Below are 26,612 nucleotides of genomic sequence, written 5' to 3'. Positions count from 1 at the left end.
ACAATGAATGTCATGGTGCCGTTGGTGGTCGCTCTGTCCGGTTTGCCCGCCTTGGCGATCGCCGCCTCCATCGGTGCGGACGACGACGACCGCGCACGCGGCCTGGGCCTGCGTTGGGCGCTGATCAGCCTGGTGATCCTGATCGGTGCTGCCTGCCTGTACTGGGCCGGCGACAACCGCGCCGGCATCTATGCGGTGGTGATCGGCATGATCATCGGCGTCAACGTCGTGATCGTCTCGATGGTCATGCACCTGCGCCGCCACAGCGGCCGCGGTGAGCGCGAGTGAGCGAAAAGAAGGCCTATCCGCTGCGCATCAACGCCGATGTGCTGGCTGCCGTGCAGCGCTGGTCCGACGACGAGTTGCGCAGCCTCAACGCGCAGATCGAATACGTGTTGCGCGATGCGCTGCGCAAGGCAGGGCGCTTGCCGAAGCCGCAGGGCGACAAGGAGTCGCAGACATGAGCAGGCGCTGCAACGGGCGAAGCATCGCGGCATCGCTGTCATGTCTCCACGCCGTCAACGGCGATGACGTCCAGGTCGCGGCGGCCCTACCGAACAACCCCGGCATGCTCGCTGTCGTGCGCCCACACGTATTGCCAAGCGTCACGCCACAGGTGCCGATCGAGGACGCCTGATGACGACGCGATCCGGCCAACGCCACGGCAACGTTGCACAGCACACGGCACACACCGGTCACCGCCAGCCACCGCACGGACGCGAGTACGCCGTCGCTCCGGTCGCGCCCTGGGGGCTTGCGCTGTGGCTATGGCTTCCGTTGCTGGCTTTCGCGTGCGTGATCGTCGTGGTACATGCGGACAATGTCCGTAGTGGACATCCTGCCGCTCTGTACGCCCACCTGGCATTGCTGCTGGCAATCGCAGTGAGCTGCACCGCCGCGCATGCGCGACGTGGTATCCGACTGCAGGACGACCGCTTGATCGTGCGCTCGACACTGTTCACCAAGCAGGTACCTGTCGACCAGATGCGGCTGGACACGGCGCGCGTGGTCGATCTGGCCGAGCACCCTGCCTTCAAGCCAGGCCGAAAGTCGTTGGGCTTTGGCTATCCGGGTTTCCATTCCGGGTACTACCGCAGCAGACAGGCAGGCCCGGGGTTCTATCTGATCACCCAATCGGCCCGCGTGCTGACCCTCCCACTGAAGGACGGCAGCGTCGTCGTGCTCAGTCCCGAACAGCCGCGCCAGCTGCTGCAGGATCTACAGCAACTGGCCGCGCAACGCGCTTAGCCCTACCCTGTCGCGATGCGCCCAAGACTGTCCCTGCTGCTCAACACCACCGCCATCGAACTGGTGCCAGCTGCCCTCATGCGCGCGCGCAGCAATGCCGATGCGCGCGTACTGGCGCAGGCCGACTGGCTACTGCGGCGCAAATGCGATGGGCGCTATCTGGCCGCGCAGCTGCCGCACGGGCTGATGCCGCTGGTGCCGCGACTTGCGCGCGAAGCTGGTCTGGACGAGGCACTGGACCGGCTGCAGGGCGCCACTGGGCGTTCCAGCCCACGCGACGAGGGCGTTCTTGCGGTCGACGGCGTGCAGCAACGTCTGACCCAGCTCGGGCTTGTTGCCGATGACTATGTGCAACGCACCGGCCTGCGCCTGATCGCCGAACCGGCAACGTTGCAGTTCGCCGGGCACGATCGCTTCGGCCGGCCGCTCTGGCTCAGCGCAGGTGCCGTGCGTGCGTGGCAGCAGATGCGTGCGGCTGCGCTGCGTGCGGACATCGTGCTCGATGCGATCTCCGGCTACCGCAGCCACGATTACCAACTGGGCATCTTCGAACGCAAGTTCGCACACGGGCTGACGCTGGAGCAGATTTTGGCGGTCAATGCCGCACCGGGCTTCAGCGAACACCACAGCGGCGATGCGCTCGACATCGGCACTCCGGGCGAACCACCGGCCGAGGAATCGTTCGAGGCCACCACCGCGTTTGCCTGGCTGCGCAGTCACGCGCCGCACTTCGGCTACCGCCTGAGTTATCCGCGCGACAACCCGCACGGCATCGTCTACGAACCCTGGCATTGGCGGTGGCACGCGGCCTGATGCGTGCCGCAATCAGGTGCGGCGCGATGCGCGCGCCTATTCCTGCGAGCGCGGGGTCGGCACCTTGGTCGCGACGCTGAAGTCGGCGATCTTCCATAAATAAAACGCGGCGTAAGTGCGGTAAGGACCCCACCGCTGCCCGCGCTCGGCAAGCTCCTTGGGCGTGGGCATCTGCTTTTGTTTGTCTACGCGCTGGGCGCCCTTGCGCACACCCAGGTCGTCGATGGGCAGCAGGTCCGGGCGGCCCAGGCGGAACATCAGCATCATCTCCACCGTCCAGCGGCCGATGCCGCGTACCGGCACCAAGGCCTCGACGATGGCGTCGTCTTCCATGAAGGCGAGTTTGCGCAGCGAGGGGATTTCACCCAGCGCTTCGCGCCGGGCAAGGTCGCGCAGTGCCAGCGCCTTGTTGCCGGACACGCCGCAGGCGCGCAGGGCGGCATCGTCCACGCCTCCCAGGGTGTCGGCATGCAGCCGGCTCGATCCGATCGCCACCTCCACCCGCGCCACGATCGTGGATGCGGCCTTGCCGCTGAGTTGCTGAAACAGGATGGCACGCGCCAGCGCGTCCACCGGGTCGAACGGTTTGCGCCAGCCCGGCTGCGGGGCGATGGGGCCGATGCGCTTCATCCACGCACCCAGCGCGCGGTCGCGCCGGCTCAACTGCGCGAACGCTGCCTCGACATCGAATCCGCGGGCATGCCGTGGCATCTCAACGCCTCAATGCGCCGATCGCCAGCACCACCCAGCCCAGCATCAGGCCGACCCCGCCGATCGGTGCCAGGCTGGTCGGCCAGTGCAGCAAGGCGCCACCGACCAGGCTGCCGGCAAACAGCAACGTGCCCAGCAATAACAGATACAGCCCGACGCGCGCGAGCGCGCGCGTCTCGGTGGCGCCCAGCACGACCAGCACAGCGCCATGGCCGAATGCATACAGCGATGCCAACTGCAGCCGCGACTGCACCAGCGCGTCGGTCACGCCGTGCGAAGCATAGGCCGACAACCCCACCGCGACGGCGGCCAGCAAGCCGCCGCAAAAGGCCAGCAACGAGGGATGTTTCTTGCGACGTTCGATTAAAGACATGCGGGCATTTTCCGTTGCGGCGCCGTGGCGCAAAAAAAAACGCGCCGCAAGACTGCGGCGCGTTTTCGTCTGGATCAGATCATCGTGGTGAAACGATTACTTGATGGCCCAGTAGACGTCATAGGTACCGTCCTGCGTAAACGACTTGTCCACGCCGCCCTTCCAAGACTCGTACGGACGCTCGGTCACGTCGTTGCCGCTGGTGGCAGCCCAGGCACGCAGGGAGCTACGCACTGCATCCAGGCCGGCCATGTGGCCTGCGTAGGTTGCAAATGCCGAACGGTGCGGCTTGGTGCGCTCGTACTTCACCGGTGCTTCGGACGGGATGTTGAGCTTGAGCTCTTCGCCCGTTGCGGCAACCGGCGTCGCATCGACCGGCGCAGCAGCCGCTGCGTCGTCCTTCTTGGCATCGGTCTTGGCGGTGTCGGTCTTGGCATCGGCCTTCGGCGCGCCACCGGCACGCTTGCGGACCGGCTGCACGACGTCGAACGCGTACTTGTCGCTGGCAAAGTCGGTGGTGACGATCCGGACCGGACCAACAGCTTCCAGGCCATTGGCGTCCATCACGCGCTTGATCCACTCCTGGTTGTCCTTGATCGACTTCTTGATCGTCTCGTTGTCACGATCAATGTTGCCCGCGGTGACGACCAGCAGGTCCTCGGCCGGCACATCGACGATCTTGAGATCGCTCAACACCGGCTTGCCATCCAGCTGCGCGCGGTAGTCGAAGTTCGGCACGGTGGCCAGTGCGGTTGCAAGACGCGACAGACCCAGCTTCAGGTCGTCGCCCACATGGCGGCTGACATACAAGCCGGCATAACGACCGAACAGGTTCCAGCCGTATTTGACGCTGTAATCCTGGGTGATCTTGACGTTCTTGTTGTTCTTGCCGGTCGGAGCCAGAGTGAAATTGGTGACCTTGTCGTAGCCCTTGGTGGGATCTTCGATCGCGATCTCAACACGCTCGTTCTTGACGGTGTTTTTGATTTCCCAGCTGCCGTTGCCGATATAGCCCTCGGTGGAGCTGTATTCGACGCGTGCACCCTTGCCCTCTTCCGGGCCGGCCAGCTTCAGCTGAATCTTCGGGTCACGCAGCACAAGCGGGTTCCAATCCTTGAAACGACGGAAGCTGTTCACGGTGTCGTAAACAATCGTCATTCTGCGGTTGGTCTCAACACTCTCGGACATCTGCCGCTCCGAGGGCAACACCAAGCCCACCACGACAAACAAGCCAGCCACGATCCCCAAGGCGATCAGGAACTCGATAATACGGGTCATTCAGGAGGTCTCCGGGGCCGATCCCACGGCCGGGTTGAGTGAAGCGAAGCCACCATCCTAGCAGGCTTCGAGAAAGATGTTCAGTTGTGCGACGGGTAGCGCGGTCTTGCGGCGTCATCCAGCGCGCGAAACGCCGTTGCGAAACCGCGCAATCCCAGCCTGCGCAAGGGTTTGCGCCGATTGCGCGCAGTCATGATGCACATCGTGCGCTGCGTGCGTGTGATGCCGCGTCCGTTAGAGGTATGCACGGCCGTATCACCGTCCTATTCGGCGCGGCGCAACTGCGTAACAGAGTGCGTGCAGGATCGCGATGCCGCGTCACGCAGCAATCGCTGCGCGCCGGCATCGCATTACGACAGCACGGCCGTCAGACCAGCTGCAGCTCGAAGGCCTTGAGTACCGCGCGGGTGCGGTCGCGCACGCCCAACTTGGACAGGGTGAGCAGGCGCTGCCTGCAAGCCGCAGGCTTGCGCGCCCGCGAACGCCCGGCGCGCTGCGCCGGGCGGGACATCCTGCTATCAGACCAGCTGCAGCTCGAAGGCCTTGAGTACCGCGCGGGTGCGGTCGCGCACGCCCAACTTGGACAGGATGTTGGACACGTGATTCTTGATGGTGCCCTCGGCCACGCCCAGCGAATTGGCGATCTCCTTGTTGGAAAAGCCACTCGCCATCAACCGTAGGATCTCGGTCTCGCGATCGGTGAGCGGATCGGGCCGGTCCAGGCTGACGAACTCGTTGCGCATGTGCTCCAGGCCCGAGAGCAGGCGTTGGGTCACCGCCGGCTGCACCAGCGAGCCGCCGTCGGCCACGGTACGGATCGCGCCGACCAGCTGTTCCAGCGAGACATCCTTGAGCAGATAGCCCTTGGCGCCGGCCTTGAGCCCGGCCAGCACCAGTTGGTCGTCGTCGAAGGTGGTCAGGATGATGGTCGGCGGCAGGGTGCCGTTGCGCGAGAGCATCTGCAGGGCTTCCAGGCCGGACATCACCGGCATGCGCATGTCCATCAGCACCACGTCCGGCTGGATCTGCGGAATCTGCTCCACCGCCTGCTTGCCGTCCGAGGCCTCGGCCACAACTTCGATGCCGTTGTCCAGCGCCAGCAGCGAGCGGATCCCCTGGCGCACCAGGGTTTGGTCGTCGACCAGGCACACACGGATCATCAGAACACTCCTTGAGTAACGGCCGCAGGCATCAGTGCCGGCGCGCCTGGAACGCAGATGCGCAGGCCGAAGCCGTCGCCGCGCCGGGTTTGGATTTCCAGCTTCCCACCATACTGGCTGAGCCGCTCACGCATGCCGCGCAAGCCGTTGCCTGGCGCCACCGCATCGGCGCCATGGCCGTCGTCGCGGGCGTCGATCAGCACGGTGTCCGCGTCGCGTCGCACCTGGATCCACAGATTGCGCGCGCCGGCATGGCGCACCGCGTTGGTGATGATCTCCTGGGTGCAGCGCAGCAGCACGTGCGCACGCTCGGGGTCGTCCAGGGTCAACGGTTGGGCGATATCCAAGTGGATGTCCAGCGAGGGGACCTGGGTCACCAGCGGGCGCAGCGCCGCCTCCAGATCGATGGCGCCGCTGTCGCGCAAATGGCTGACCGCCTCGCGCACATCGGTGAGCAGCAGCTTGGCCAGGGTGTGCGCCTGACGCACGTGTTCCTGCGCCTGGCCTTCGGTGATGTGACCGGCCACTTCCAGGTTGAGGCTGAGCGCGGTGAGATGGTGGCCGAGCAGATCGTGCAGTTCGCGCGAGATGCGGGTGCGCTCGTTGATGCGCGCGCTTTCGGCCAGCAGCGCGCGGGTGGCACGCAGTTCGGCGTTTAGCCGGCGCTGTTCTTCGCGTGCCTCGGTCTGCTGCCGGGCGACCAGGCTGGTGACGAAGATGAACATCGAAAAGCCGCCGTACAGCAGCGATTGCATCAGCGCGCCTGAGACCGGGAACCCCAGCAGCAGATGGTAGACCGGCAGCACCGCCAGTTGGCTCAGCACCAGCCACACCACGCCCACACGTAGCGGCAACAGCCAGGGGATCACCCCGGCCGCCACCATCATCAAGATACTGCCGAGGCCGGTTCGGGTGAGATAGCTGACCGCCAACGCGCAGACCGTGAGCAAGAGCAGGATGAGTCGGTCGTACCAATGCGCATGACCGCCACTGCTCAAGCCGCGCGTCAACCAGAAATAGCTGACACCGAAGCCGACGAAGAACGCCGACATCGTGGCCGCCTCCAGCACGCTGCGGTGGTCGCCATCTTCGGCAGGCGCCCAGTAGATGAACACCAACGGCATGGCGATCATCGCCCAGGTGAACAGGCCGGCGAAGCGCAGGACGCGCGTATGACTGAGGTATCCCAACATGCTGGCATCTTAGGCCCAAGCGCCGCCGCTGCCCTCTTGCCGGAAGTCATGCATGCACGCGTTCGCCTGCACGCACCTGCCGGCCCGGCCGGATTTGCGCATCTGCGTTGCCCTGCGCGAAGGCGACTTGCGCGCCGGGGAGCACGCGGCGGGTCGCCGCTTCAGGCCACGCATGTAATAATCCGACGCAGATCCGATTTCGGATCGAGAGCGTTACCCCACGGAGTCCCAATGTCGATCGTCATCCGCGACGTGCGCGAGCACGAGCTCGATTCCGTCCTGGCCCTGAACAACAATGCCGGACTGGCGATCCTGCCGCTGGATTCAAACAAGCTGCAACGCTTCTACGAGCAGGCCGAATATTTCCGCGTCGCCGAGCGCGACGGCAACCTGGCCGGTTTCCTGGTCGGGTTCGGTAGCGGCAGTGCCCATGACAGCAGCAACTTCGCCTGGTTCCGGGACCGTCATCCGGAATTCTTCTACATCGACCGCATCGTGGTCGCCAGCCGCCGTCGCGGCGGCGGTGTCGGGCGGGCGTTCTATGCCGATGTGCAGAGCTATACCGAGCTGCGCTACCCGCAGCTGGCCTGCGAAGTGTTCCTGGACCACGGCGCCGATGCGGCATTGCTGTTCCATGGCAGCTTCGGCTTCCGCGAGGTCGGCCAGAACACCATGCCGGACGTGGAAGTGCGCGCGAGCATGCTGATGAAGGACATGAGCAGCTATCCGTGGGTCAAGGAGACCTATGGCGGCAAGTTGCCCGAAGAATTGCCGTGGGTCGGCCGGCCGCGGCATGCCGCCGTCACCGACAACCCATCGACGGGGAGCTGAGCGTGTCGAGTGTGAATGTGGATTTTGAACAGGCCGGCGAACTCAAGATCGGCCAGGTGGGCATTGCCAACCTGCGCGTGCGCACGCTGGATGTGCCGCGCCTGGTGCAGGAAATGCGCGAGCGCGTGACCCGTGCGCCCAAGCTGTTCGGGCGGGCGGCGGTGATCCTGGATTTTGGCGGTCTGTCGCAGGTGCCGGACGTGGCCACCGCCAAGGCGCTGCTGGACGGCCTGCGCGATGCCGGCGTGCTGCCGGTGGCGCTGGCCTATGGCACCAGCGAGATCGACCTGCTCTCCCAGCAGCTTGGCGTGCCGCTGCTGGCCAAATTTCGCGCGCAATACGAGCCGACCGCGGTCAGCCCACCGCCTCCACCGCCGCCGGCGGCACGCACCGAACCCGCAGCGCCGGCCGCGCGCCCGGCGCCGGGCCGCATGCAACGCAATGCGGTGCGTTCGGGTCAGCAGCTGTACGCGGAAAACTGCGACCTGACCGTACTCAATACGGTCGGCGCCGGGGCGGAGGTCATCGCCGACGGCAGCATCCATATCTACGGTACCCTGCGTGGCCGCGCTCTGGCCGGCGCGCAGGGCAACCCGGACGCGCGCATCTTTTGCCGCGACTTCCACGCCGAACTGGTCGCCATCGCTGGCCACTACAAGGTGCTGGACGATGTTCCCATGGACCTGCGTGGCAAGGCCGTCCAGGTCTGGCTGGAGCAGGATCAGATCAAGATCGCTGCGCTTGATTGACGCGGCCCAACCACAGAAATATTCGGAGAAATCCTTTGGCTGAAATCATCGTAGTCACCTCCGGCAAGGGCGGCGTCGGCAAGACCACCACCAGCGCGAGCCTGGCCTGCGGGCTGGCACGGCGCGGCAAGAAGGTCGCCGTCATCGACTTCGACGTCGGTCTGCGCAACCTGGACCTGATCATGGGCTGCGAGCGGCGCGTGGTGTACGACTTCGTCAACGTCGTGCATGGCGAAGCCACGCTCAAGCAGTCGCTGATCAAGGACAAGCGCTTCGACAACCTGTACGTGCTGGCGGCCTCGCAGACCCGCGACAAGGATGCGCTGACCCAGGACGGCGTAGAAAAGGTGCTCAAGGACCTGGCCGCCGACGGCTTCGAGTACATCGTCTGCGACTCGCCGGCCGGCATCGAAAAAGGCGCGTTCCTGTCGATGTATTTCGCCGACCGCGCGGTGGTGGTGGTGAATCCGGAAGTGTCCTCGGTGCGCGACTCCGACCGCATCATCGGCCTGCTCGATTCCAAGACCCGCAAGGCCGAAGAAGGCAAGACGGTGCCGGCGTTCCTGTTGCTGACCCGCTACAGCCCGGGCCGCGTGGAAGGCGGCGAGATGCTCAGCATCACCGACGTGGAAGAAGTGCTGGGGCTCAAGGCCATCGGCGTGATTCCCGAGTCCGGCGACGTGCTCAACGCCTCCAACAAGGGCGAGCCGGTGATCCTGGATGGCGAGTCCCCGGCCGGCCAGGCCTACGACGACGCGGTCGCACGCATCATGGGCGAAGAGCGCCCGATGCGATTCATATCCGTGGAGAAGAAAGGCTTCTTCAGCAAGCTGTTCGGAGGCTAAGCATGGGCCTGCTCGATTTTCTCAAGAGCAAGAAAAACACCGCCGAGACGGCCAAGAACCGCCTGCAGATCATCATTGCGCAGGAGCGCAACCACCGTGGCGGGCCGGATTACCTGCCGCTGCTGCAGCGCGAATTGCTGGAAGTGATCAAGAAGTACGTCAACATCGACGCCGATGCGGTGCGGGTGGATCTGGTCAAGGACGGCGAGCACGACGTGCTGGATATTTCAGTCGCCCTGCCGGAAGACGGCGACAAGTAATGCGGTCGTTGCCGCCAGCGTGCAGCCCGTAGACGCTTGCGCGCTGTGTGGCGCCGCCGCATCGCCCTCCTGACGGTACCGTGTTCGCACGGTGCCGTTTTGGTTTCTGTCCCACTGCGCGCCATTGCGGCGCGCCCGACCGCGAGCCACTGCGCGTGATTCCACATCCTGCTTCCGCATCCGATGCTTCCGCTGTGCTGTACGTGGCCGATATCGGCCTGGACGCACCGGCGGCCTTGCTGGGCCGGTATGGCCTGCGCCTGCATCGCGTGGACGCGGGCGCAGCGATTCCAGGCAGTTTCTGGGGCGAACCGGAAGCGGGCATCATCGGCTGCGATGTCTATGTGCGCGACGACACGCCGGTGCATTCGATGCTGCATGAAGCCGGGCACCTGATCGTGCTGCCTACCGACAAACGCGCCGCCGTACATACCGATGCCACCGATTCGGTGGACGAGGAAGACGCCACCTGCTACCTGCAGATTCTGCTGGCCGACCAACTGCCGGGTGTGGGCAGTACGCGACTGATGGCCGACATGGATGCCTGGGGCTATACCTATCGACTGGGGTCCACCCGTGCCTGGTTCGAGCAGGATGCGGAGAACGCGCGCCGCTGGTTGCACGAACGCGGGCTGCTGCCGGTCTGAGCTGGCTCCATGATGGCGCGGTGCGCGCTGTGGCGCCCACCAAGGGGCAAGACGATTGCATGACGTGGTGGTGCGGGCTAAGGACGATTGCCTGTGCCTGCGGATCACCGTACGCGATCAACATGCCGTCGCAACGTGCGCCGTGCACTGCACCGTCTTGCGATGCAGGCAGTGCGCACGCTGATGGCTATGCGTGTGGGGGCTCGATCGCGGCCACGGCACCGAACAGATCCAGCGTTGCGACCGTGCCCTGCCCTGCATCGGATTCCAGGCTGAGCTTCCAGCCCAGGTGTTCGCACAGCCGGCCGATCAGCTCCAGTCCGATGCCGTTGCCTTGCCGTGCATTGCCGCGTGCCAGGCGTGCGTAGATCGCGCTGATTTCTTCCGGCGTCATGCCGTGGCCCGGGTCGGCGATGCGTACCATGCCGGGCGCCGATAGCGCGATGCGGATAATGCCGCGGTCGCTGTTTTCGATCGCATTGCGCAGCAGATTGCCGATGGCGGTCTGCACGATGGCGACCGGCGCGGTGAGGCTGCACGGCGGCAACGGCTCGATGACCAGCTGCAGATCCTTGTCTGCGCAAAGATGCGCGTGGTCGGCGACGATGTCCGGAATCAGATGATCCAGCCGCAACGTATCGCTGCTGCGCACCAGCCGGCTTGGGTCTTTTGCCAGCACCAGCAACAAGGTGATCAGTTGCTCCACCGATGCGCTGGTCTGTGCGATGCGCTGCAACTGGTGGCGCACCGCCGGCGGCGTGCCGGGCTGCTCCAACGCCAGTTCCACCGCGTTGCCGATCACCGCGATCGGCGTGCGCAACTCGTGGCTGGTGCTGTCGATGAAGGCGCGCTCGCGCTCGACGAACTGGCCGTTGCGCTCCAGATAATCGTTGAGCGCATCGGCGATGACGTACAGCTCGGCGCTGCCCTGCGCGTCCACCGTCACCTGTTGCGCACGCTGTTCCGGGCGCAGCGCACCGATGTCGCGGGCCAGCTCCACCAACGGGCTCACCAGTCTGGCCATTGCATAGGCGCCCATCAGCAAGGTGATGCCGATCAACGCGACGCCGGCGGCCAACATCCAGCGGGTGAGGAATTTTTCCAGCGCTTCGAAATCGGTGATGTCCAGCACCAGCACCAGGCGCCCCGCATGCGGCGTGTCGCGCACCATCAACGCGCTCGGGCGGCCATCGACGTCGCGCTCATGCAGGCCGGGATGCAAGGTGCGTAACACCGGCGGCACGGGCTTGCTGCCATCGAGGCGATACAACCGCAAGGTGTCCGAATCCTGCCAGTGATAACCGGGACTTTGCGCGCTGCTGTCCAGGATGCTGTCCAGTTCCGAGTTGAGCAGCGAGCGCCACACGCCATGCTCGGCGCGCTCGTGCAGGTATTGCGCGGTGCCGAACACCGCCAACGTCATCAGCAAGGTGTAGCCGAACAACCACACCATGACCCGACGTCCCAACGGGCGCGGCTTAGCCATCGGCGCGATCGCTGCTCGTCGGTTCGCTGGCGCCATCGAGTTCTGCCAAACGGTAGCCAAGCCGTGGCAGGGTATGGATCAGCTTCTGCGCGAACGGGCCGTCCACGCTGCGACGCAGCTCGTAGATATGCGAGCGCAGCATGTCGCCGTCGGGCGGGTCGTCGCCCCACAACGATTGCTCCAGGCGCTGCCGGGTGACGGCGGCCGGGCTGGCCTGCATCAACACCTCCAGCAATTTGCGGCAGGCCGGGTACAGGTGCAGCACCTGTCCGTCGCGGGTGGCCTCCAGGGTGGCCAGATCCAGGCGCAGATCGGCCACCTGCAACAGCTTGCCGCGGCGGCGGCCATTGGCACGCGCAAGCAAGGCCTCGATGCGCACTTCGAGCTCGGGCAGCGCGAACGGCTTGGTCAGGTAATCGTCCGCACCGGCGCGGAAGCCGGCGATCTTGTCCGGCAATTCGTCGCGCGCGGTGAGCATGATCACCGGCAGTTCGGACTGATGCTGCTCGCGCAGGCGGCGCAACACCTCCGGCCCGTCCATGCGCGGCATCATCCAGTCCAGCACCAGCACGTCGTACTGCTGGGTGGTGGCCAGATGCAGGCCGGTGACGCCATCGGGCGCTGCGTCCAGGGTGTGCCCGCGCGCTTCGAAATAGTCGAACAGGTTGGCAACCATGTTGCGGTTGTCTTCGATGACCAGCAGCCGCATGGCGGTTTCCAGAACAGCCCGACAGGGACGGTGTGCGCATCCTAACCGAGCCGGGCCGAACCCGACCGCTCCAGGCGGCTCGGCGCGCGTTCCGACAAAACTCCGACCCGCTTGCCAGCTATCGTTCTGCCCCTTTTAATCAGGGCATGCACGTGTCGCCTGCCAGCTCTGCCTCTCTCCCTCGTCGGCGCGCGCTGCTTGCCGCGTTGCTGCTGATCGTTGTCAGCCTGCTGGCCGGGCTCGGGCTACGCCAACCCAATCCGCCGGACGAGCCGCGCTTTGTGCTGGCCGCACGCACCATGGTCGAAAGCGGCCATTGGCTGCTGCCGCACCGTGGCAGCGAGCTGTATGCAGAAAAGCCGCCGGTGTTCATGTGGCTGCAGGCGGCAAGCTATGAGCTGGTGCCGCACTGGTCTATCGCGTTTCTGTTGCCCTCGCTGCTGGCCGCGCTGGCAACGCTGTGGCTGACCTGGGACATGACGCGCCGGCTGTGGAACCGGCGCGTGGCCGGCTACGCGGTGCTGGCGTTGTTTGCGGTGCTGCAGTTCGGCCTGATGGCCAAGCGCGCGCAGATCGACATGGTGCTGGTGGCGCTGACCACGCTGTCGCTGTGGGGGATGCTGCGGCATGTGCTGCGCGGGCCGGATTGGCGCGCGTGGACGCTGGGGTTGTTTGCCGCTGGCGTCGGCACGGTGACCAAGGGCGTCGGCTTCCTGCCGCTGCTGCTGTTGCTGCCGTGGATGGCGTTGCCGCGCCGGCATTGGAGCGTGCTGCCGGCGCGTGCGCAGACCGGACGCAGCTGGTTGCTGGTGCTGCCGGCATTTTTGGCTGGCACCGCAGTCTGGCTGGGGCCGCTGGGCATCGCCCTGCTGCATAGCGATAACCCGCAGTTGCATGCATACGCGCACGAGTTGCTGTTTAAGCAGACCGGCACGCGCTATGCGCACGCCTGGCATCACGTCAAACCGTTCTGGTACTACTTGCAGGTGATCGCCACGCTGTGGCTGCCGGGCTGCCTGCTGTTGCCGTGGCTGCTGCCGGCATGGTGGCGCCGGCTGCGCCGCGGCGACCCGCGCTATGTGCTGCTGCTGGCGTGGAGCGTGCTGGTGCTGCTGTTTTTCAGTGCCAGCCCGGGCAAGCGCGAGGTCTATATCTTCCCGATGCTGCCCGCGCTGTGCATGGCGGCGGCGCCGTTGCTGGCCGGGCTGCTGCGCCGTCGCGGTGTGCGTGTGCTGCTCAACGGCTATGTGCTGCTGCTTGCGCTCGCCGGTCTGATTCTGGGTGGTGGCATCGCGCTGCATCTGCATTGGGCCGAAAACACCGCGTTGAAACGCGGTATGGAGCTGGCGTCGTTGCAGTCGGTGGGGTTCTGGTTGATCGGTCTTGGCATCGTCGGCCTTGCAGTGATGGCGTGGTCGCGCGGCCGCCGCGCGGGGACCGCGGTGGTGGTCATGACCGCGGCGCTGTGGAGCGTGTACGGCCTGGGCTTGATGCCCGCGCTGGACCCTTACAGTTCGTCCGCGCGGCTGATGCAGCGCGTCGGCCAGCGTATCGGCCCGGATGCCGAGCTGGGCATGCTGGCCTGGCGCGAGCAGAACCTGCTGCAGGCCGACCGCGCGGTGACCGACTTCGGCTTCAAGGCGAGTTGGCAGCAACAGTGGGACAAGGCAGGCCCGTGGCTTGCGCAGGCGCCAGAAAAACGTTGGTTATTCGTGCTCAAGCAGGCTGTACCGGCATGTATCGATCCGGCGCAACGCATCGATATCGGCGAATCCAATCGCAATCAATGGCAATTGGTGCCGGGCACCGCGTGGCACGCCGGTTGCATCGCCACGGCGTCCGACACCGAACAAACCGGTAGCGATGGCGATACAGACTGAATGCTCGGAGTCGGGTTAACGACTGAGCAACTTCAGTCCGACCGCTCTCCGACATCCGGGTTTCGAAGATGCCGGGCAATGACACAGGCCGACATCTTGATGAGCACGCTTCCCGTCCATGCGCCAGTTCTGGCGCGCACCGCCCGTGATGTGCAGGCGCGTTTCTTCGTTCGCCATCTGTGGATGCCGCTGGCGGGTGTGCTGTTGGTCAGCGCCTTGTTGATGGGCGCAGGCGGCGACCAGTGGATTGCCGATGCGTTGTACCGGCTGGAAGGCGGGCATTGGCTGCTCAAGGACCACTGGTTCACCAGCGGCGTGATCCATCGCGTCGGCAAATGGTTGAGCACGGCTGCGGGTGTCAGCGTCGTAATCCTGGCGGTGGTTGCCTGGTGCAAGCCGCGTTTGCGTGTGCTGCGTTGGCCGCTCACCTACCTGGCCGCATCGATCGCGTTGTCGACCTCGCTGGTGTCGTTGCTCAAGTCGTGGACGGCGATGGATTGCCCGTGGGATCTGAGCCGGTATGGCGGCACGCAGGCGATGATCGGCTTGTTCGAATCGCGCCAGGGCATTGCCGCGTCCGGTTGTTTTCCGGCCGGCCATGCCAGTGCCGGGTATGCGTGGGTCGCGCTGTATTTCTGTGCGTTGTCGCTGCGTCCTGCGTGGCGCTTCCCAGGTTTGTTGATAGGGTTGGTGGCAGGTCTCATTTTCGGCGTTGCGCAGCAACTGCGTGGCGCGCATTTCCTCTCGCACGATGTATGGTCGCTGGCAGTGTGCTGGCTGACGGCACTGGCCTTGTACTGCGTGATGCTGGCGCGTCCGCATCGCGCGTCTGATTCGCTGTTGGCATCGGGGGATGCAGCATGAGCACCTGGTTACCGGAACCGCGCGGGCGCACCAGCGCGCGTGCGCTGACATGGAGTACCCGGCCGACCGTGTCGACCGAAGCGCTGGTGTTGCTGTCGAGCCTGTTCTTTGCGCTGGTATGCAATCAGCTGTTCTGGCGCACGGCAATGGCCACGCACCCGGGCAGTATCGGGTTTGCCATTTCATTGATGGCGCTGCTGGTCGCCGTGCACGCGCTGTTGTTGGGTCTGCTGGTGTGGCAATGGAACGCCAAACCGCTGCTGACCCTGCTGCTGTTCACCACCGCGCTGGCTGCGCACTACATGGACAGCTACAACGTCTATCTGGATGCGGACATGCTGCGCAACGTGCTGCATACCGACCACAAGGAATCGCGCGAGCTGCTCACGCCGGGGCTGATTTTTCCGCTGGTGTGCTACTTCCTGATTCCCACCGTGCTGCTGTGGCGTACGCGCTTGCGTGCACGCAGCACAGTCAAGTCGCTGCTGGTGCGGGTCGGCTTCTTGCTGGCGGTGGCGGTGGTGGGTGCCGCCGGTACCATGCTGTCGTCGCAGGATATTTCGGCGTTGATGCGCAATCACCGCGAAGTGCGTTACCTGGCCACGCCGATCAACTACATCGTCGCACTGCGCCAGAACCTCAAGTCCGATTCGCCGATCAAGCACGCGCCCAAGCAACCCATCGAACACGACGCCATCGCCACCCCGCGCGCGGCTGGCAGCCGCCCGCGTCTGTTGCTGCTGGTGCTGGGCGAAACCGCACGTGCGCAGAACTGGGGCCTCAGCGGCTATGCGCGCCAGACCACGCCGGAGCTGGCGCAGGCAGGGGTGATCAATTTCCCGGACATGCATTCGTGCGGCACCAGCACCGAAGTGTCGGTGCCCTGCATGTTCTCGCCGTTCGGCCGTCGCGATTACAACGAAGACATGATCCGCGGCCACCAGTCGTTCCTGCACGTGCTTGAACACGCCGGCATCTCCACGCTGTGGCGCGACAACCAGTCTGGCTGCAAGGGCGTGTGCGACGGGCTGGAGATCCAGAAGCTGGACGATGCCACCACGCCGGAGCTGTGCGCCGATGGCCGTTGCATGGACGAAATCCTGTTGCGCGATCTGGCGGCGCAAGTGCGTGCCAAGCCCGGCGACCGCGTGGTGGTGGTGCATCAACTCGGCAGCCACGGCCCCAGCTATTTCGAACGCTACCCGGCGCAGTTCGAGCGCTTCAAGCCGGTATGCAAGACCGCCGACCTGGGCAGCTGCAGCCGCCAGAGCATCGTCAACGCCTACGACAATTCCATCGGCTATACCGATCATTTCCTCAATCAGGCCATCCATACATTGCGCGGCTTGTCCGACTACGACACCGCGATGATCTATCTCTCCGATCACGGCGAATCGTTGGGCGAGAAGGGCCTGTATCTGCATGGCGTGCCGTATGCCATCGCACCGAAGGAGCAGACCCACGTGCCGATGGTGATGTGGTTCTCGCCGGAGTTTGCGCGCGACCGCGGCCTGGATGAGACCTGCCTGCGCCACCGCGCCGGGCAATACACCGACCAGGACGCGCTGTTTCCCTCGGTACTGGGCCTGATGCAGGTCAAGACCAGCGTGTATGCACGCGAGCGCGATGTATTTGCGCAGTGCACCGGGAAAGGCTGAGCGTTATGGCACCGCCAAGGACGGGATCGGTCGCCGCTGCGTGGCATCCGCAGCGGCGCCGCTGGACCTGAAACACTGCTTGCCCTGAAGCCTCGCGCGCTCTAGCCTTCGCCGGACTTCACTGCAAGGACCACCCGTGAATCCTCGTTTGCTGTGGCTGGCACTGGCTGTGGCCGCCGGCACGTTATCGCTGTCGGCCTGCCGCAAGGATGCCCCGACACCGGCCAAACCCGCCGCGACCAACACCGCGCCTGCCGAAAGCGCCGACCAGTTCGTCGCACGCATCAGCGCCGAGTACAAGGCCGCCTACCCGGAAGTCACTGCCGCGCAGTGGCTGTCGTCGACCTACATCAACGGCGACTCGCAGCTGCTGGCCGCCAAGGCCAACGAGCGTTCGCTGGCGCAGCTGGATCGCTGGATCGAACAATCCAAACACTACGTCGGCACGCCGATGTCGGCAGACAGCGCACGCGCACTGCAGCTGCTCAAACTGATGAGCGCCCTGCCCGCGCCGCGCGACCCGGCCAAACTGGCAGAACTCACCCGCATCGCCGCCAAGATGGAAGGCGACTACGGCGCCGGGAGTTATTGCGTGGGCGACAGCGAACAACGCCGCTGCCGCCAGCTCGGTGAGCTGGAACAGGTGCTGGCCAGCAGCCGCGACTACACCGAACAACTCGATGCCTGGCAGGGCTGGCATAGCACCGCCCAGCCGATGCGCAAGGACTACCAGCGCTTTGTCGAGCTGGCCAACGAAGGCGCGCGCGGCAATGGCTTTGCCGATGTCGGGGTGATGTGGCGCAGCGGCTACGACATGCCGCCGGCGCAACTGGCCAGCGAGACCGACCGGTTGTGGGAGCAAGTCCAACCGCTGTATGCGCAGCTGCAGTGCTATGCGCGCGGCAAGCTCGATACGCAGTACGGCAAGGACAAGGGCGAAGTGGCCGGCGGCCTGTTGCCGGCGCATTTGATGGGCAATATGTGGCAGCAGGACTGGAGCAATCTGTGGGATCTGCTACAGCCCTACCCCGGCGCCGGCGATCTGGACATCACCTCCGCGTTGGAAAAGCAGTACCAGGGCAATCTGAGCGCGATACTGGCGCGGAATACCGGTGGCGACGGCGGGACGGCGGCACGCTTCAATGCCGAGCGCGAGGCTCAACTGCGCACCGCCAAACAGATGACCGAGCGCGCGCAGGATTTCTACACCTCGCTGGGCATGCCTAAGCTTCCCGACACCTATTGGCAACGCTCGCAGTTCATCAAACCGCTGGACCGCGATGTGGTCTGTCATGCCAGCGCATGGGACATGAACATGGGCGGCGAGCCGACCCAGAACATCGGCGCCGATGTGCGCACCAAGATGTGCATCAAGCCCACCGAAGAAGACTTCACCACCATCTATCACGAGCTCGGCCACATCTATTACGACCTGGCCTACAACCCCTTGCCGCCGCTGTTTCAGAACGGCGCCAACGACGGCTTCCACGAAGCGATCGGCGACACCATCGTGCTGGCGATGACGCCGAAGTATCTGCAGTCGATCGGCATGGTCGGCGAACAGCAGGCCGGGCGCGAAGCGTTGATCAACTCGCAGATGCGCATGGCCTTGAGCAAGGTCGCCTTCCTGCCGTTCGGTTTGATGATCGACCGCTGGCGCTGGGGCGTATTCGATGGCTCGATTCCGCCGGAGCGCTACAACCAGGCCTGGTGGGAACTCAAAGCCAACTACCAGGGCGTAGCACCGGTAACCGCGCGCGGCGAAGAGTTCTTCGATGCCGGCGCCAAATACCACGTGCCGGGCAATACCCCGTACACGCGCTATTTTCTAGCGCATATCCTGCAATTTCAGTTTTACAAGGGGCTGTGCGATGCGGCCGGGCATCAAGGCCCGCTGTACGAGTGCAGCTTCTACGGCAACAAGGATGCAGGGCAGAAATTCTGGTCGATGTTGCAACGCGGATCGAGCCAACCCTGGCAGACCACGCTGAAGGAACTCACCGGCAGCGAGAAACTCGACGCCGGCCCGATGCTGGAGTACTTCGCACCGATGAGCGAATGGCTCAAGCAGCAGAATCAGGGCCAATTGTGCGGCTGGCAAGCAACTGCGCCTGCTGCCGCGAGTAACGCGCCTGCGCCTGCCGCATTGCACTGACGCGCCGCTGTGCCTGCAGCATGCGACGGCCATCACCCAGGCCGCCGCATAACACTCCTTTGATAAACGCCTGAAATGCCGGCGATATACTGCGCGCCCGCTGCACAGGCGCAGCATGCAGGAAGCATTCCAATGAGCAACGCCTCCACCGGCCCGGACGCGCGTGATGTGGACCGCAACAAGCAGGTCATCGACGACGCGAACGATCGCGCATTCAACCCGATCTACAGCAGCTCCAACAGCGAATACGCGGCGAAAGTTGGGAGCAGCACCGTCTCGGTCAACCCGGCAGAACAGTCGGCCAAGTATGCGCAAACCAGCCAGAAGAGCAGCGGCAGCCCGACGCAGCCGCTGGGCGAGATCAGCCTGCGTGGCGGCGGCTCGCTGAGCGCCGGAAGTCTCAGCGATGTCAACGCAAAGACCACCACCTTCAGCCTTGAAGCCGACGCGCAGACCGGCCAGCAACAACGTCTGCAGTCCAAGCTCGGCGACAGCAAGCTGAGCATCGAGGCCGGCGCCAATGCCGGGCAGCGCATGCGCTACGCACTGACCCTGCCCGGTGTCGATCAACCGCTGGAAGCCGCCAGACAGGTCAATCCGCTGCAGCCGGAGAGCCTTCCGATCGGCGCACGTGCAGTAATGGACACCCAAACCTTTGTGCAGCGCGAATCTTCGGCGAGTCTGCGAGGGCTCGCCACGCAGAGCAAGATCACCGAAGCCAGCGGCCGTAGCTACATGATCGAACGCGTCGACGAGCGCCACGTGCGTGTGGTGACCGGGCCGAACGCGGCCATCGAGGCGGTGAATGCGCTTGGCGTCAAGGCCGGACCGGCGCAGGCCCTGCTCGGGCGCGCAGACTCCCTGGGCCAGTCGCAAGTGCACAGCGCGCAGTTCGATCTGGCCGATCCGCGTGCGCGCGCGGCCATGGGCGAGTTCGTACGCGAAGGCAAGCTTGCACCGGGCGTGCCCGGTGTCGATGAGATGCAGACGCTGGAGCGCATCAATTTCAGCTCGCAGCAGCGTCTGCAGCTGGAACTGGGCCCGCTCAGCGCCGATGTTGCCGGCAACCGCAACCAAGGCAGCCAGGTGCGCATCAGCACGCCGGGCCAGGACGGCTACACCGTGGTGCAACAGCTGCAGTACGGCGACAACGTGCCGCTGACGATCGTGCGCCAATACGACGGCAACGATGCCGAACGCGTGGAGCAGCGCAGCTACCGTTTCGAGATCGATGGCGATGTGGCCGCGCCGGGCTGGTTGCAACGCCTGGGCGGACGCAACGAGGCCAGCGAAGAAAAGGCGATCGCGCAGACGCTCAACAGCGCGTTGGACGGCAAGATGACGGGCACCGGCGCGATCGCGCCAGGGCAGAAGACCACGCTGGAATTGAGCGAAGTGCAGATGCAGGCGCTGCTGAAACAGACCCGAGCCAGCGCCGACGCCAGCAAGATCGGCGGCAGCGCGCTGACCTCGCTGCTCGGCGATCGCAACGGCACGTCGCAGTCGCCCGAGCAGTTTGCGATCGCGATGGCCCGCAACGTGGGTGGATCGCCTTATGGGTTTGCCGAGCGGCTGCAGCGTATCGCCGACGGTGCCGATGGCGCGTACGACGGCCAGCTGCAGCGTGTCGATGCCACCGTCCTGCCACGGCCGACGGACGCCACCCCGGCGCTCCCGGACCCGCGCGATCCAGCGCACCCGGATCATGCCTTGCTGCAGCAATCCACCGCGGCAGTGGAGCGCCTGCAAGCCGCACCCGGCCCAGCCGCAGGAATGGACAGCGAACGCCTGGCCTTGGGGGCGGTGGTGGCCGCACGCGAGCATGGCTTGCAACGGGTCGATCACGTGGTGCTTGGCAACGATCTTGCGCGTGGCTTTGTGGTGCAGGGAGCACTCGACTCGCCCGCGCATCTGCGCGGCAGCTTCGACGCCAAGGCGGTGCAGGAGGAGCCCGTTGCCGCCAGCCTGCAGCGTCTGCAGGCGCTGGAACCCGGCACGGAGCGCGATGCTGCTGCGCAGTCGCAGGTGTCCCAGCAGGAAGCGCAGCGACAGGCGCAGACGCGCTGAGAACGCGCCGGGTGGTTGCACCTGAATCCCCAGATCGAACGCGTTCGATCACACGTGTGGCCAACCCCTGAGTTGGCCCCGTGTGCTGAATCGGGAACGATGCGCATGGGTAGCCGCCGATGATGCGCGACCCATCTACCGGGCAGCGCGGACGCACCAGACCGAAGGCTTACCTGCTGCACACCCTTGCGGCAGGCACGGCAGCTCGCTCGGTGTCCGCTCAAAACGCCGCGCACCTCCGCGCGCCAGCGAAGGCACGCTGCGCGGGTGACTCAGTTGAGCTTGGCGCCACTCTGCAAGCGCTCGCTCAACCGGGCCTTGAACTGCTCGAACTCCATGCCATCGGCCTGGGCCTCGGCATGCGCGGCATCTTTCAGCGCGTCCGAGTAGGTCAGGCGCACGGGGGTGCCCTGGCGTTCGTGCAGTTCGGCGGCGCGCATGATCAGCGTCAACACCTGCGCGGCGCTGGTGCTTTCGCCAGCGATGCGGCCGTCCATGCCCAGCACCCACTCGCCGTCGCGGCGGACGATGCCGGCCAGCAGCGTGCGTTGCTGGTCGCGCAGCTCGGCATGCGCCTCGATCGGCGATTCGGCCGTGGCCTTGGCGGCGGCCTGGTTGCGCTGGCGCTCGGTTGCACGCTTGCGGGCATCGCGGCGCAACTTGGAATCGGTGGACATGCGGGCTCCTGTGGGGTCAAAGATGGTCGGCCGGCTCCAGAGGCACTGCCTCGGTGGCCTGGCGGTGCCGCAGACGGCGGCCGCTGCGGCGCTCCCAGCGCCAGAATAGCCAGCCAAGCAGGAAAAAACCGGTCATACCGATCGCCAGGTGCCGCGGGTGTTCACTCAGCAGCGGCGACAGCACCCCGGCCACCACCGTGTTGGTCATCAGCTGGGTGAAGGCCTGCAGCGACGACGCCAGGCCGCGCTGCTGCGGGTACATGTCCAGCACCGCCAGTGCCAGGATCGGGAAGATCAACGCCATGCCGACACCGGCCAGAAAGATCGGCAGCACCGCCCATGGCAACGCGATCTGCGCCACCGACAAGGTGTAGCCGAGGTTGGCGAGCGCGGCCACGCCGCAGCAGATGAAGCCGATGCGGATCTGCCGCACCGGGTTCATCTTTCCGGCCATGCGCCCGGACAAAAACGAGCCCAGCGTCATGCCGCCGATGGTGGGAATGAACAACCAGGCAAAGTCGCCTTCGCCCAGATGCAGGTGCTGCATGACCAGCACCGGCGCCGAAGCGATGTACAAAAAAATGCCGGCGAAGTTGAACGCACCGGCCGCCGCCAGGCGCTGAAAACTCGGGTTGAAGCCGATCCGCACATAGTCGTGCAGCAGGCGCTTGAGCTGCAGCGGCGTGCGCGCTTCCACCGGGTGGGTTTCCGGCAGCCAAGTCATCGTCGCGATCAGCAGCACCAGCCCGAACACCACCAGAAACCAGAAGATCAGCGGCCAGCCGGCACCGCTGAGCAGGATCCAGCCGCCGATGATCGGCGCGATGGCCGGCGCGATGCCGAAGATCATCGAGACCTGGCTCATCAGCCGTTGCGCGTCCGGGCCGTGGAACAGGTCGCGGATCACTGCCCGCCCGACGATCATGCCCACGCCCGCCGACAGGCCCTGCAGCGCGCGGAAGGCCAGCAGCGTGGGCAAATCCTGCGACAGCGCGCAGCCGATCGAGCCGGCGATGAACAACACCAGCCCGCCCAGGATCACCCGCTTGCGGCCCCAGGCATCGGAGAGCGGCCCATGCGCGATGCTCATCACGCCGTAAGCCAGCAGGTAGACGCTGATGGTCTGCTGGATCGCCACCTGGTCCACCGCCAGGCTGCGGCTGAGCCGCGAGAACGCCGGGAAGATGGTGTCGATGGAGAACGGGCCGAACATCGCCAGCCCGGCGAGCAGCAGCGCCATGCGACGGGTGGAAACACCAGCAGAGGTCATGCGCAACGGTATCCGGAGGACTCACCAGCACGCCGATGACGGCATCAGTCGCCAACGACCGCAACGGCGCGCACGGGTGCAAAAAGAGCCGCCACTTTACGTCAATTGCCGCGTCGTGAGACCGGCGAGTGGGTCGAGCGGCGTACGAGCACGCACGCGCAGTCGAGGCCGCCACGCTTGACCTGCCGCCAGTCCGGCCGGTCGATCAAGCGCACGTAGGGGGCGGCGGAGGCGCACGCCATCGCCACGCGATGCCATCGCAGGACCATGGGCAGGCCGCTATCGCGGCACCTCGGCTGCGGCCAGATCCTGCAGGCGCTGCCACTCGGCGATGGGCTGATCGCTCACCACCCGTCCGCGCTCCAGGGTGATGACGCGCGCGGCCATGCTCACGGTTTCGCGCCGATGCGCCACGATGATCCGGGTGACCTGCATCGACTGGATCGCGCTGTTGACGCGGCGTTCGTTCATGACGTCCAGATGGCTAGTTGCCTCGTCCAGGACCAGGATCCGCGGCGACTTGTACAGGGCGCGCGCAAGCAGGACGCGCTGCCGCTGCCCACCCGACAGGCCCGTGCTGGCGTCGCTCAACTGCGAGGCGTAACCGAGCGGCATCTGCTCCACCTCCTGGTGCACGCCTGCGATGCGTGCGCAGCGTTCCACGTTGGCCTGGTCCGGCTGCGTGTCGAAGAAGCTGATGTTCTCGGCCACCGAACCGGTAAACAACAGGTCGTCCTGCATCACCGTGCCAACGATGGCCCGATAGTGCGCCAACGCTGCGGGGCTAAGCGGACGCCCGCCAATCTTCACCTGACCGGCGCTGGGTTGCAGCAACCCGAGGATCAGCTTGACCAAGGTCGTCTTGCCGCACCCGGACGGACCGGTGATGGCCACGCACTCACCGCTGGCGATCCGCAGGCTAATGTCTTCGAGCACCGCAGGAATATCGTCGGCGTAGCGGAAGCCGATCCCGCACAGTTCGATGCCGGTGTCGCTCCATGGCGGCATGTCCACGTGCTGTTCGGCCGCCTCGCGCGGATGGTGGACAATGTCGGCCACGCGTTCGAGATGAACGCGCAGCAGGCGGAACTCCACAAGCCGGTCGATCAGCTCGGACAAGCGCGTGGCGAACTGCTCGCGATAGGCCATGAAGGCAAGCAGCATCCCGAGCGAGAGCTCGGCGCGCAGAATCGCGAACGCGGCCAGCCAGATCACCAACACCCGCTCGACGCCGAACAGCAACAGCCTCAGCGCCGATTGGAAGACCTCGCCATGCGCCAGGCGCAGCTGTGCATTGGTCTGCTCGGCAAGCAGGTGGGTCCAATCCATGCGCCGCACATGCTGACGACCGAACAGCCGCACCCCCTGAATGCCACGTACGCTCTCCAGCAGATGGGTGTGCTGCCGCGCGTCCCACAACAGCTGCTCGGCGGCTGCCGCACGCATCCGGCCAAGCCAGAGCAAGCGCGTCGCCGCATACAGCGCCACCGCCGCCATGGTGATTGCGCTGAGCGAAATGCTGTAGACCAGCATCAGGCCGAAGGTACCGAGCACCAGCACCCCATCGACCAGCGTCTGCGCAAAACCGGTGGTCAAGGTGCGCTGTACTTGCGCGATGGAGGCAAAGCGCGACTGGATTCCGCCCAGATGACGCTTCTCGAAATACGCCAGCGGGAGCGCCAGCAGGTGCGCAAACACCTGCCCCATCCATTGAAAGCCCAGTTGCGCCGAGAAGCTGGCGATCAACCACCCCCGCAGCAAGTTGATGCACGACTGCAGGACGACCAGCGTCAGGAACCCTGCACCCAGGACATGGATCAACCCACGGTCGGCCGACGGCACCGCCTGATCGATAATCCACTGCAGCTGGAACGGCATCCCCAGACTGAGCACCTCCAGCGCCAATGCCAGCGCCAGCACCTGCCAAGCCGACCGCGCCAGCCCGTGGACGCGACCGATCAACGAGGACAGCGCCACTGGCGGCGCTGCAGGCTGCGCACGGAAGTCGGCGGTCGGGCTCAATTCCAGCGCCACCCCGGAAAAATGCCGGGCAAATTCGCCAGGCGTCAACGCGCACGGCCCGCTGGCCGGATCGTGGATCTGCAGACGGCGCGCGCCCACCCGTGTGAGCACGACAAAATGGTTCAGGTCCCAATGCACGATGCAGGGCAGTTGCAGGTCCGCCAACGCGTCCATGTCCAGCCGCAGGGCGCGCGCCTGTAGCCCAAGCGCCTGCGCAATCGTCACCAGCGTGGCCAGGTTGGTGCCCTGGCGCGAGAGCAGGAATCGGCGGCGCAACTCGGCCAGACCGATGTGGCAACCATGGTAGTGGGCGACCATGGCCATGGTCGCCAACCCGCATTCACCGACCTGACCCTGCAGGATCATCGGCACCGCGCGCGCGCCCAAGACTCTGCGCAACTGCGCCACCCAGCGGCTCATCGCAGCGTGTTTCGCAGGCTGAACAACGGCTCGAACGCCCACTGCGAAAAACGCCGCCATTCCAACGCGAGCGTGCCCTGCACACGCATGCCTGGCCGCAGCACCGCCGCAAGTCCTGCCCGCGTCGCCGCATCCCCGGCCAGACGGACCCGCACGCGGTACAACGGCTCGCTTGCCGACGCCGTGCCGCCACTGGCGGGCTCCGGTGCTGCGGCGATCTCGACCACCTGCCCGGCGAATTGACCATAGTGCTCGTAGGGCAAGCCATCGAACCGCAGTTGCACCTGCATCCCTGGCCCGATCAGCCCTGCGGCCCGGGACGGCGCATACAACTCGATTTCCTTGCTGATGGACATCGGCAGCAGATCGGCGAGCCGTTGGCCTTGGCCGACCGCCTGCCCGCGCTGCAGCGGCCGCAACGCGACACGACCGGCGCGCGGTGCGCGCACCTCCCAGCGCGATTCCGCCGCCTGTTCGATCGCCGCACGCCGGTCCTCCTGCAGCACGGCTCCCGCAACCGCCAGTTGTTGACGCAAGGCCACCGGCATCTGCACCAATTGGGCCTGCGCCTGCGCAAGCGCATCGGCCAGGGCGCTGCGTTCGCGCTCCAGTTCCAGTGTCCGCACGCGTTGGTCGAACACGTCGGCCTGCTTCTCGTCCACGAATTGCTGGCTGACCAGACCGCGTGTCAGCGCGGTGTGGTAGCGCTGCTCGATCTGTTGGCTCAACTGCTGCCGGTGGCGCAGCAAGCCGAGTTGGGCATCGAGCAGACGTTGGCGGGCCCGCAGACTGACCAAGGCCTGCTCGGCCGTCTGCTGCTGCAGGCGGGCCTGGGCCCTGAGCTGCGCCATCGCCTCGGCGGCCAGGCGCTGCCGCTCGGCCAGCGCCGCGGCGGCCTGCTGCGTCGGCCGCCCTTGATCATCGCGATGCTCGGACGACACCACGAAGAGCAACTGGTGCGCCGCGACCACCTGTCCCTGCGCAACGGCGACCTGCACCACGACTCCCGAGCGCGCGGTGGTGATCGCGATCATGCCCTCGGCCGGGATGACCGCGCCATACAAGGTCTGGCTGCGTGCAAATCCCAGGCTGAAGAATCCCACCACCACGAGCAGCACCGACGCCACCAGCACTGCAACGCACCAACGCAGCGGCCCATGCTGGCGAAGCACCACCGGCCCGAGCCCACTGCGTTGCCGGTGGTCCATCGCCTCGCGCCGAAACAGCGACGTCATCCGGCCGCAACCAACCGCAGCCGGGCACGCGGCGTGCGGGCAGTGCGGTGCCTCTGCCACG

Annotated in this window: 25 protein-coding genes and 1 pseudogene; 14 read left to right on the top strand and 12 right to left on the bottom strand. The window is 65.6% G+C overall.

Annotation, left to right across the window (positions count from 1 at the left end; genetic code table 11):
* Positions 1 to 3 precede the first annotated feature (3 nt).
* From ACCQ06_RS06890 to ACCQ06_RS06875, 4 genes are all read left to right on the top strand, one after another.
* Positions 4 to 288, top strand: coding sequence for a hypothetical protein (locus tag ACCQ06_RS06890; RefSeq protein ID WP_104614151.1), 285 nt, complete (start codon positions 4 to 6; stop codon positions 286 to 288).
* The gene (locus ACCQ06_RS06885) at positions 285 to 464 is read left to right on the top strand and encodes a type II toxin-antitoxin system antitoxin (protein WP_104614152.1); all 180 of its coding nucleotides are present in this window, start codon (positions 285 to 287) and stop codon (positions 462 to 464) included. The genes ACCQ06_RS06890 and ACCQ06_RS06885 overlap by 4 nt, the downstream gene beginning before the upstream one ends.
* Positions 465 to 636: 172 nt before the next feature.
* Complete coding sequence (locus ACCQ06_RS06880) at positions 637 to 1,248, top strand: PH domain-containing protein (RefSeq protein WP_316691463.1); 612 nt, start codon at positions 637 to 639, stop codon at positions 1,246 to 1,248.
* A gap of 15 nt (positions 1,249 to 1,263) precedes the next feature.
* Positions 1,264 to 2,061: a M15 family metallopeptidase gene (locus tag ACCQ06_RS06875; RefSeq protein WP_316691462.1), complete on the top strand. Its 798-nt coding sequence runs from the start codon at positions 1,264 to 1,266 to the stop codon at positions 2,059 to 2,061.
* A gap of 36 nt (positions 2,062 to 2,097) precedes the next feature.
* Here the strand turns inward: ACCQ06_RS06875 and ACCQ06_RS06870 are convergent, their stop codons facing one another.
* The 6 genes and pseudogenes from ACCQ06_RS06870 to ACCQ06_RS06845 form a co-directional block, all read right to left on the bottom strand.
* On the bottom strand, positions 2,098 to 2,772 hold the full coding sequence (locus ACCQ06_RS06870; protein WP_316691461.1) for a DNA-3-methyladenine glycosylase family protein: 675 nt from the start codon (positions 2,770 to 2,772) through the stop codon (positions 2,098 to 2,100).
* 1 nt (position 2,773) lies between these two features.
* Positions 2,774 to 3,145 carry a DUF423 domain-containing protein gene (locus ACCQ06_RS06865; protein ID WP_228322751.1) on the bottom strand — a complete coding sequence of 124 codons (372 nt, stop codon included), beginning with the start codon at positions 3,143 to 3,145 and terminating at the stop codon, positions 2,774 to 2,776.
* Between the two features lie 96 nt (positions 3,146 to 3,241).
* Complete coding sequence (locus ACCQ06_RS06860) at positions 3,242 to 4,423, bottom strand: polyketide cyclase (protein WP_316691460.1); 1,182 nt, start codon at positions 4,421 to 4,423, stop codon at positions 3,242 to 3,244.
* 367 nt (positions 4,424 to 4,790) lie between these two features.
* Positions 4,791 to 4,859, bottom strand: a pseudogene (locus tag ACCQ06_RS06855) (DNA-binding response regulator); the annotation flags it as partial.
* An 82-nt stretch (positions 4,860 to 4,941) separates the two neighbouring features.
* Positions 4,942 to 5,583: a response regulator gene (locus tag ACCQ06_RS06850; protein ID WP_005990002.1), complete on the bottom strand. Its 642-nt coding sequence runs from the start codon at positions 5,581 to 5,583 to the stop codon at positions 4,942 to 4,944.
* Positions 5,583 to 6,776 carry a sensor histidine kinase gene (locus ACCQ06_RS06845; protein WP_104614159.1) on the bottom strand — a complete coding sequence of 398 codons (1,194 nt, stop codon included), beginning with the start codon at positions 6,774 to 6,776 and terminating at the stop codon, positions 5,583 to 5,585. Before ACCQ06_RS06845 ends, ACCQ06_RS06850 begins: the two co-directional genes overlap by 1 nt.
* Before the next feature lie 231 nt (positions 6,777 to 7,007).
* Between ACCQ06_RS06845 and ACCQ06_RS06840 the strand changes: the two genes are divergently transcribed.
* The 5 genes from ACCQ06_RS06840 to ACCQ06_RS06820 all read left to right on the top strand — a co-directional run bounded on the left by ACCQ06_RS06840 (position 7,008) and on the right by ACCQ06_RS06820 (position 10,108).
* Positions 7,008 to 7,607 (top strand): GNAT family N-acetyltransferase, encoded by a 600-nt coding sequence (locus ACCQ06_RS06840; protein ID WP_228322753.1) that lies wholly within the window; start codon positions 7,008 to 7,010, stop codon positions 7,605 to 7,607.
* A gap of 2 nt (positions 7,608 to 7,609) precedes the next feature.
* Positions 7,610 to 8,356: a septum site-determining protein MinC gene (gene minC / locus ACCQ06_RS06835; protein WP_228322754.1), complete on the top strand. Its 747-nt coding sequence runs from the start codon at positions 7,610 to 7,612 to the stop codon at positions 8,354 to 8,356.
* A gap of 35 nt (positions 8,357 to 8,391) precedes the next feature.
* Positions 8,392 to 9,201, top strand: coding sequence for a septum site-determining protein MinD (gene minD, locus ACCQ06_RS06830; RefSeq protein ID WP_055845610.1), 810 nt, complete (start codon positions 8,392 to 8,394; stop codon positions 9,199 to 9,201).
* A 2-nt stretch (positions 9,202 to 9,203) separates the two neighbouring features.
* Positions 9,204 to 9,461: a cell division topological specificity factor MinE gene (gene minE / locus ACCQ06_RS06825; RefSeq protein WP_005994583.1), complete on the top strand. Its 258-nt coding sequence runs from the start codon at positions 9,204 to 9,206 to the stop codon at positions 9,459 to 9,461.
* 155 nt (positions 9,462 to 9,616) lie between these two features.
* Positions 9,617 to 10,108 carry a hypothetical protein gene (locus tag ACCQ06_RS06820; protein ID WP_228322755.1) on the top strand — a complete coding sequence of 164 codons (492 nt, stop codon included), beginning with the start codon at positions 9,617 to 9,619 and terminating at the stop codon, positions 10,106 to 10,108.
* A gap of 187 nt (positions 10,109 to 10,295) precedes the next feature.
* Here ACCQ06_RS06820 and ACCQ06_RS06815 read toward each other — a convergent pair whose 3' ends face one another.
* Complete coding sequence (locus ACCQ06_RS06815; protein WP_316691444.1) at positions 10,296 to 11,594, bottom strand: sensor histidine kinase; 1,299 nt, start codon at positions 11,592 to 11,594, stop codon at positions 10,296 to 10,298.
* Positions 11,587 to 12,303: a response regulator transcription factor gene (locus ACCQ06_RS06810; protein WP_104614162.1), complete on the bottom strand. Its 717-nt coding sequence runs from the start codon at positions 12,301 to 12,303 to the stop codon at positions 11,587 to 11,589. Before ACCQ06_RS06810 ends, ACCQ06_RS06815 begins: the two co-directional genes overlap by 8 nt.
* A gap of 146 nt (positions 12,304 to 12,449) precedes the next feature.
* On the opposite strand from ACCQ06_RS06810, the gene ACCQ06_RS06805 reads away from it, so the two are divergent.
* The 5 genes from ACCQ06_RS06805 to ACCQ06_RS06785 all read left to right on the top strand — a co-directional run bounded on the left by ACCQ06_RS06805 (position 12,450) and on the right by ACCQ06_RS06785 (position 20,927).
* The gene (locus ACCQ06_RS06805; protein WP_316691441.1) at positions 12,450 to 14,183 is read left to right on the top strand and encodes an ArnT family glycosyltransferase; all 1,734 of its coding nucleotides are present in this window, start codon (positions 12,450 to 12,452) and stop codon (positions 14,181 to 14,183) included.
* A 99-nt stretch (positions 14,184 to 14,282) separates the two neighbouring features.
* Complete coding sequence (locus tag ACCQ06_RS06800; RefSeq protein WP_104614248.1) at positions 14,283 to 15,047, top strand: phosphatase PAP2 family protein; 765 nt, start codon at positions 14,283 to 14,285, stop codon at positions 15,045 to 15,047.
* On the top strand, positions 15,044 to 16,705 hold the full coding sequence (locus tag ACCQ06_RS06795) for a phosphoethanolamine transferase (RefSeq protein WP_316691440.1): 1,662 nt from the start codon (positions 15,044 to 15,046) through the stop codon (positions 16,703 to 16,705). The genes ACCQ06_RS06800 and ACCQ06_RS06795 overlap by 4 nt, the downstream gene beginning before the upstream one ends.
* A gap of 136 nt (positions 16,706 to 16,841) precedes the next feature.
* The gene (locus ACCQ06_RS06790) at positions 16,842 to 18,860 is read left to right on the top strand and encodes a M2 family metallopeptidase (protein ID WP_316691438.1); all 2,019 of its coding nucleotides are present in this window, start codon (positions 16,842 to 16,844) and stop codon (positions 18,858 to 18,860) included.
* 132 nt (positions 18,861 to 18,992) lie between these two features.
* Positions 18,993 to 20,927, top strand: coding sequence for an XVIPCD domain-containing protein (locus ACCQ06_RS06785; protein ID WP_316691436.1), 1,935 nt, complete (start codon positions 18,993 to 18,995; stop codon positions 20,925 to 20,927).
* A gap of 272 nt (positions 20,928 to 21,199) precedes the next feature.
* On the opposite strand, the gene ACCQ06_RS06780 is transcribed toward ACCQ06_RS06785, so the two are convergent.
* The 4 genes from ACCQ06_RS06780 to ACCQ06_RS06765 all read right to left on the bottom strand — a co-directional run bounded on the left by ACCQ06_RS06780 (position 21,200) and on the right by ACCQ06_RS06765 (position 26,551).
* On the bottom strand, positions 21,200 to 21,604 hold the full coding sequence (locus ACCQ06_RS06780; protein ID WP_104614167.1) for a hypothetical protein: 405 nt from the start codon (positions 21,602 to 21,604) through the stop codon (positions 21,200 to 21,202).
* A gap of 16 nt (positions 21,605 to 21,620) precedes the next feature.
* Entirely contained in the window at positions 21,621 to 22,874 is a 1,254-nt protein-coding gene (locus tag ACCQ06_RS06775; RefSeq protein WP_316691435.1) for a multidrug effflux MFS transporter, read from the bottom strand.
* Positions 22,875 to 23,153: 279 nt separating this feature from the next.
* Entirely contained in the window at positions 23,154 to 25,316 is a 2,163-nt protein-coding gene (raxB, locus tag ACCQ06_RS06770) for a peptidase domain-containing ABC transporter RaxB (protein WP_228322761.1), read from the bottom strand.
* Entirely contained in the window at positions 25,313 to 26,551 is a 1,239-nt protein-coding gene (locus tag ACCQ06_RS06765) for an HlyD family secretion protein (RefSeq protein ID WP_316691433.1), read from the bottom strand. Before ACCQ06_RS06765 ends, raxB begins: the two co-directional genes overlap by 4 nt.
* Between the last annotated feature and the right edge of the window lie 61 nt (positions 26,552 to 26,612).

It is taken from the genome of Xanthomonas sp. NCPPB 4467 (genome assembly GCF_041475665.2).
In the GTDB taxonomy this organism is placed as follows: Bacteria; Pseudomonadota; Gammaproteobacteria; order Xanthomonadales; family Xanthomonadaceae; genus Xanthomonas; species Xanthomonas dyei.
Note: the sequence above shows the minus strand (reverse complement) of the source record. Positions and strands in the feature narration are given on the sequence as shown.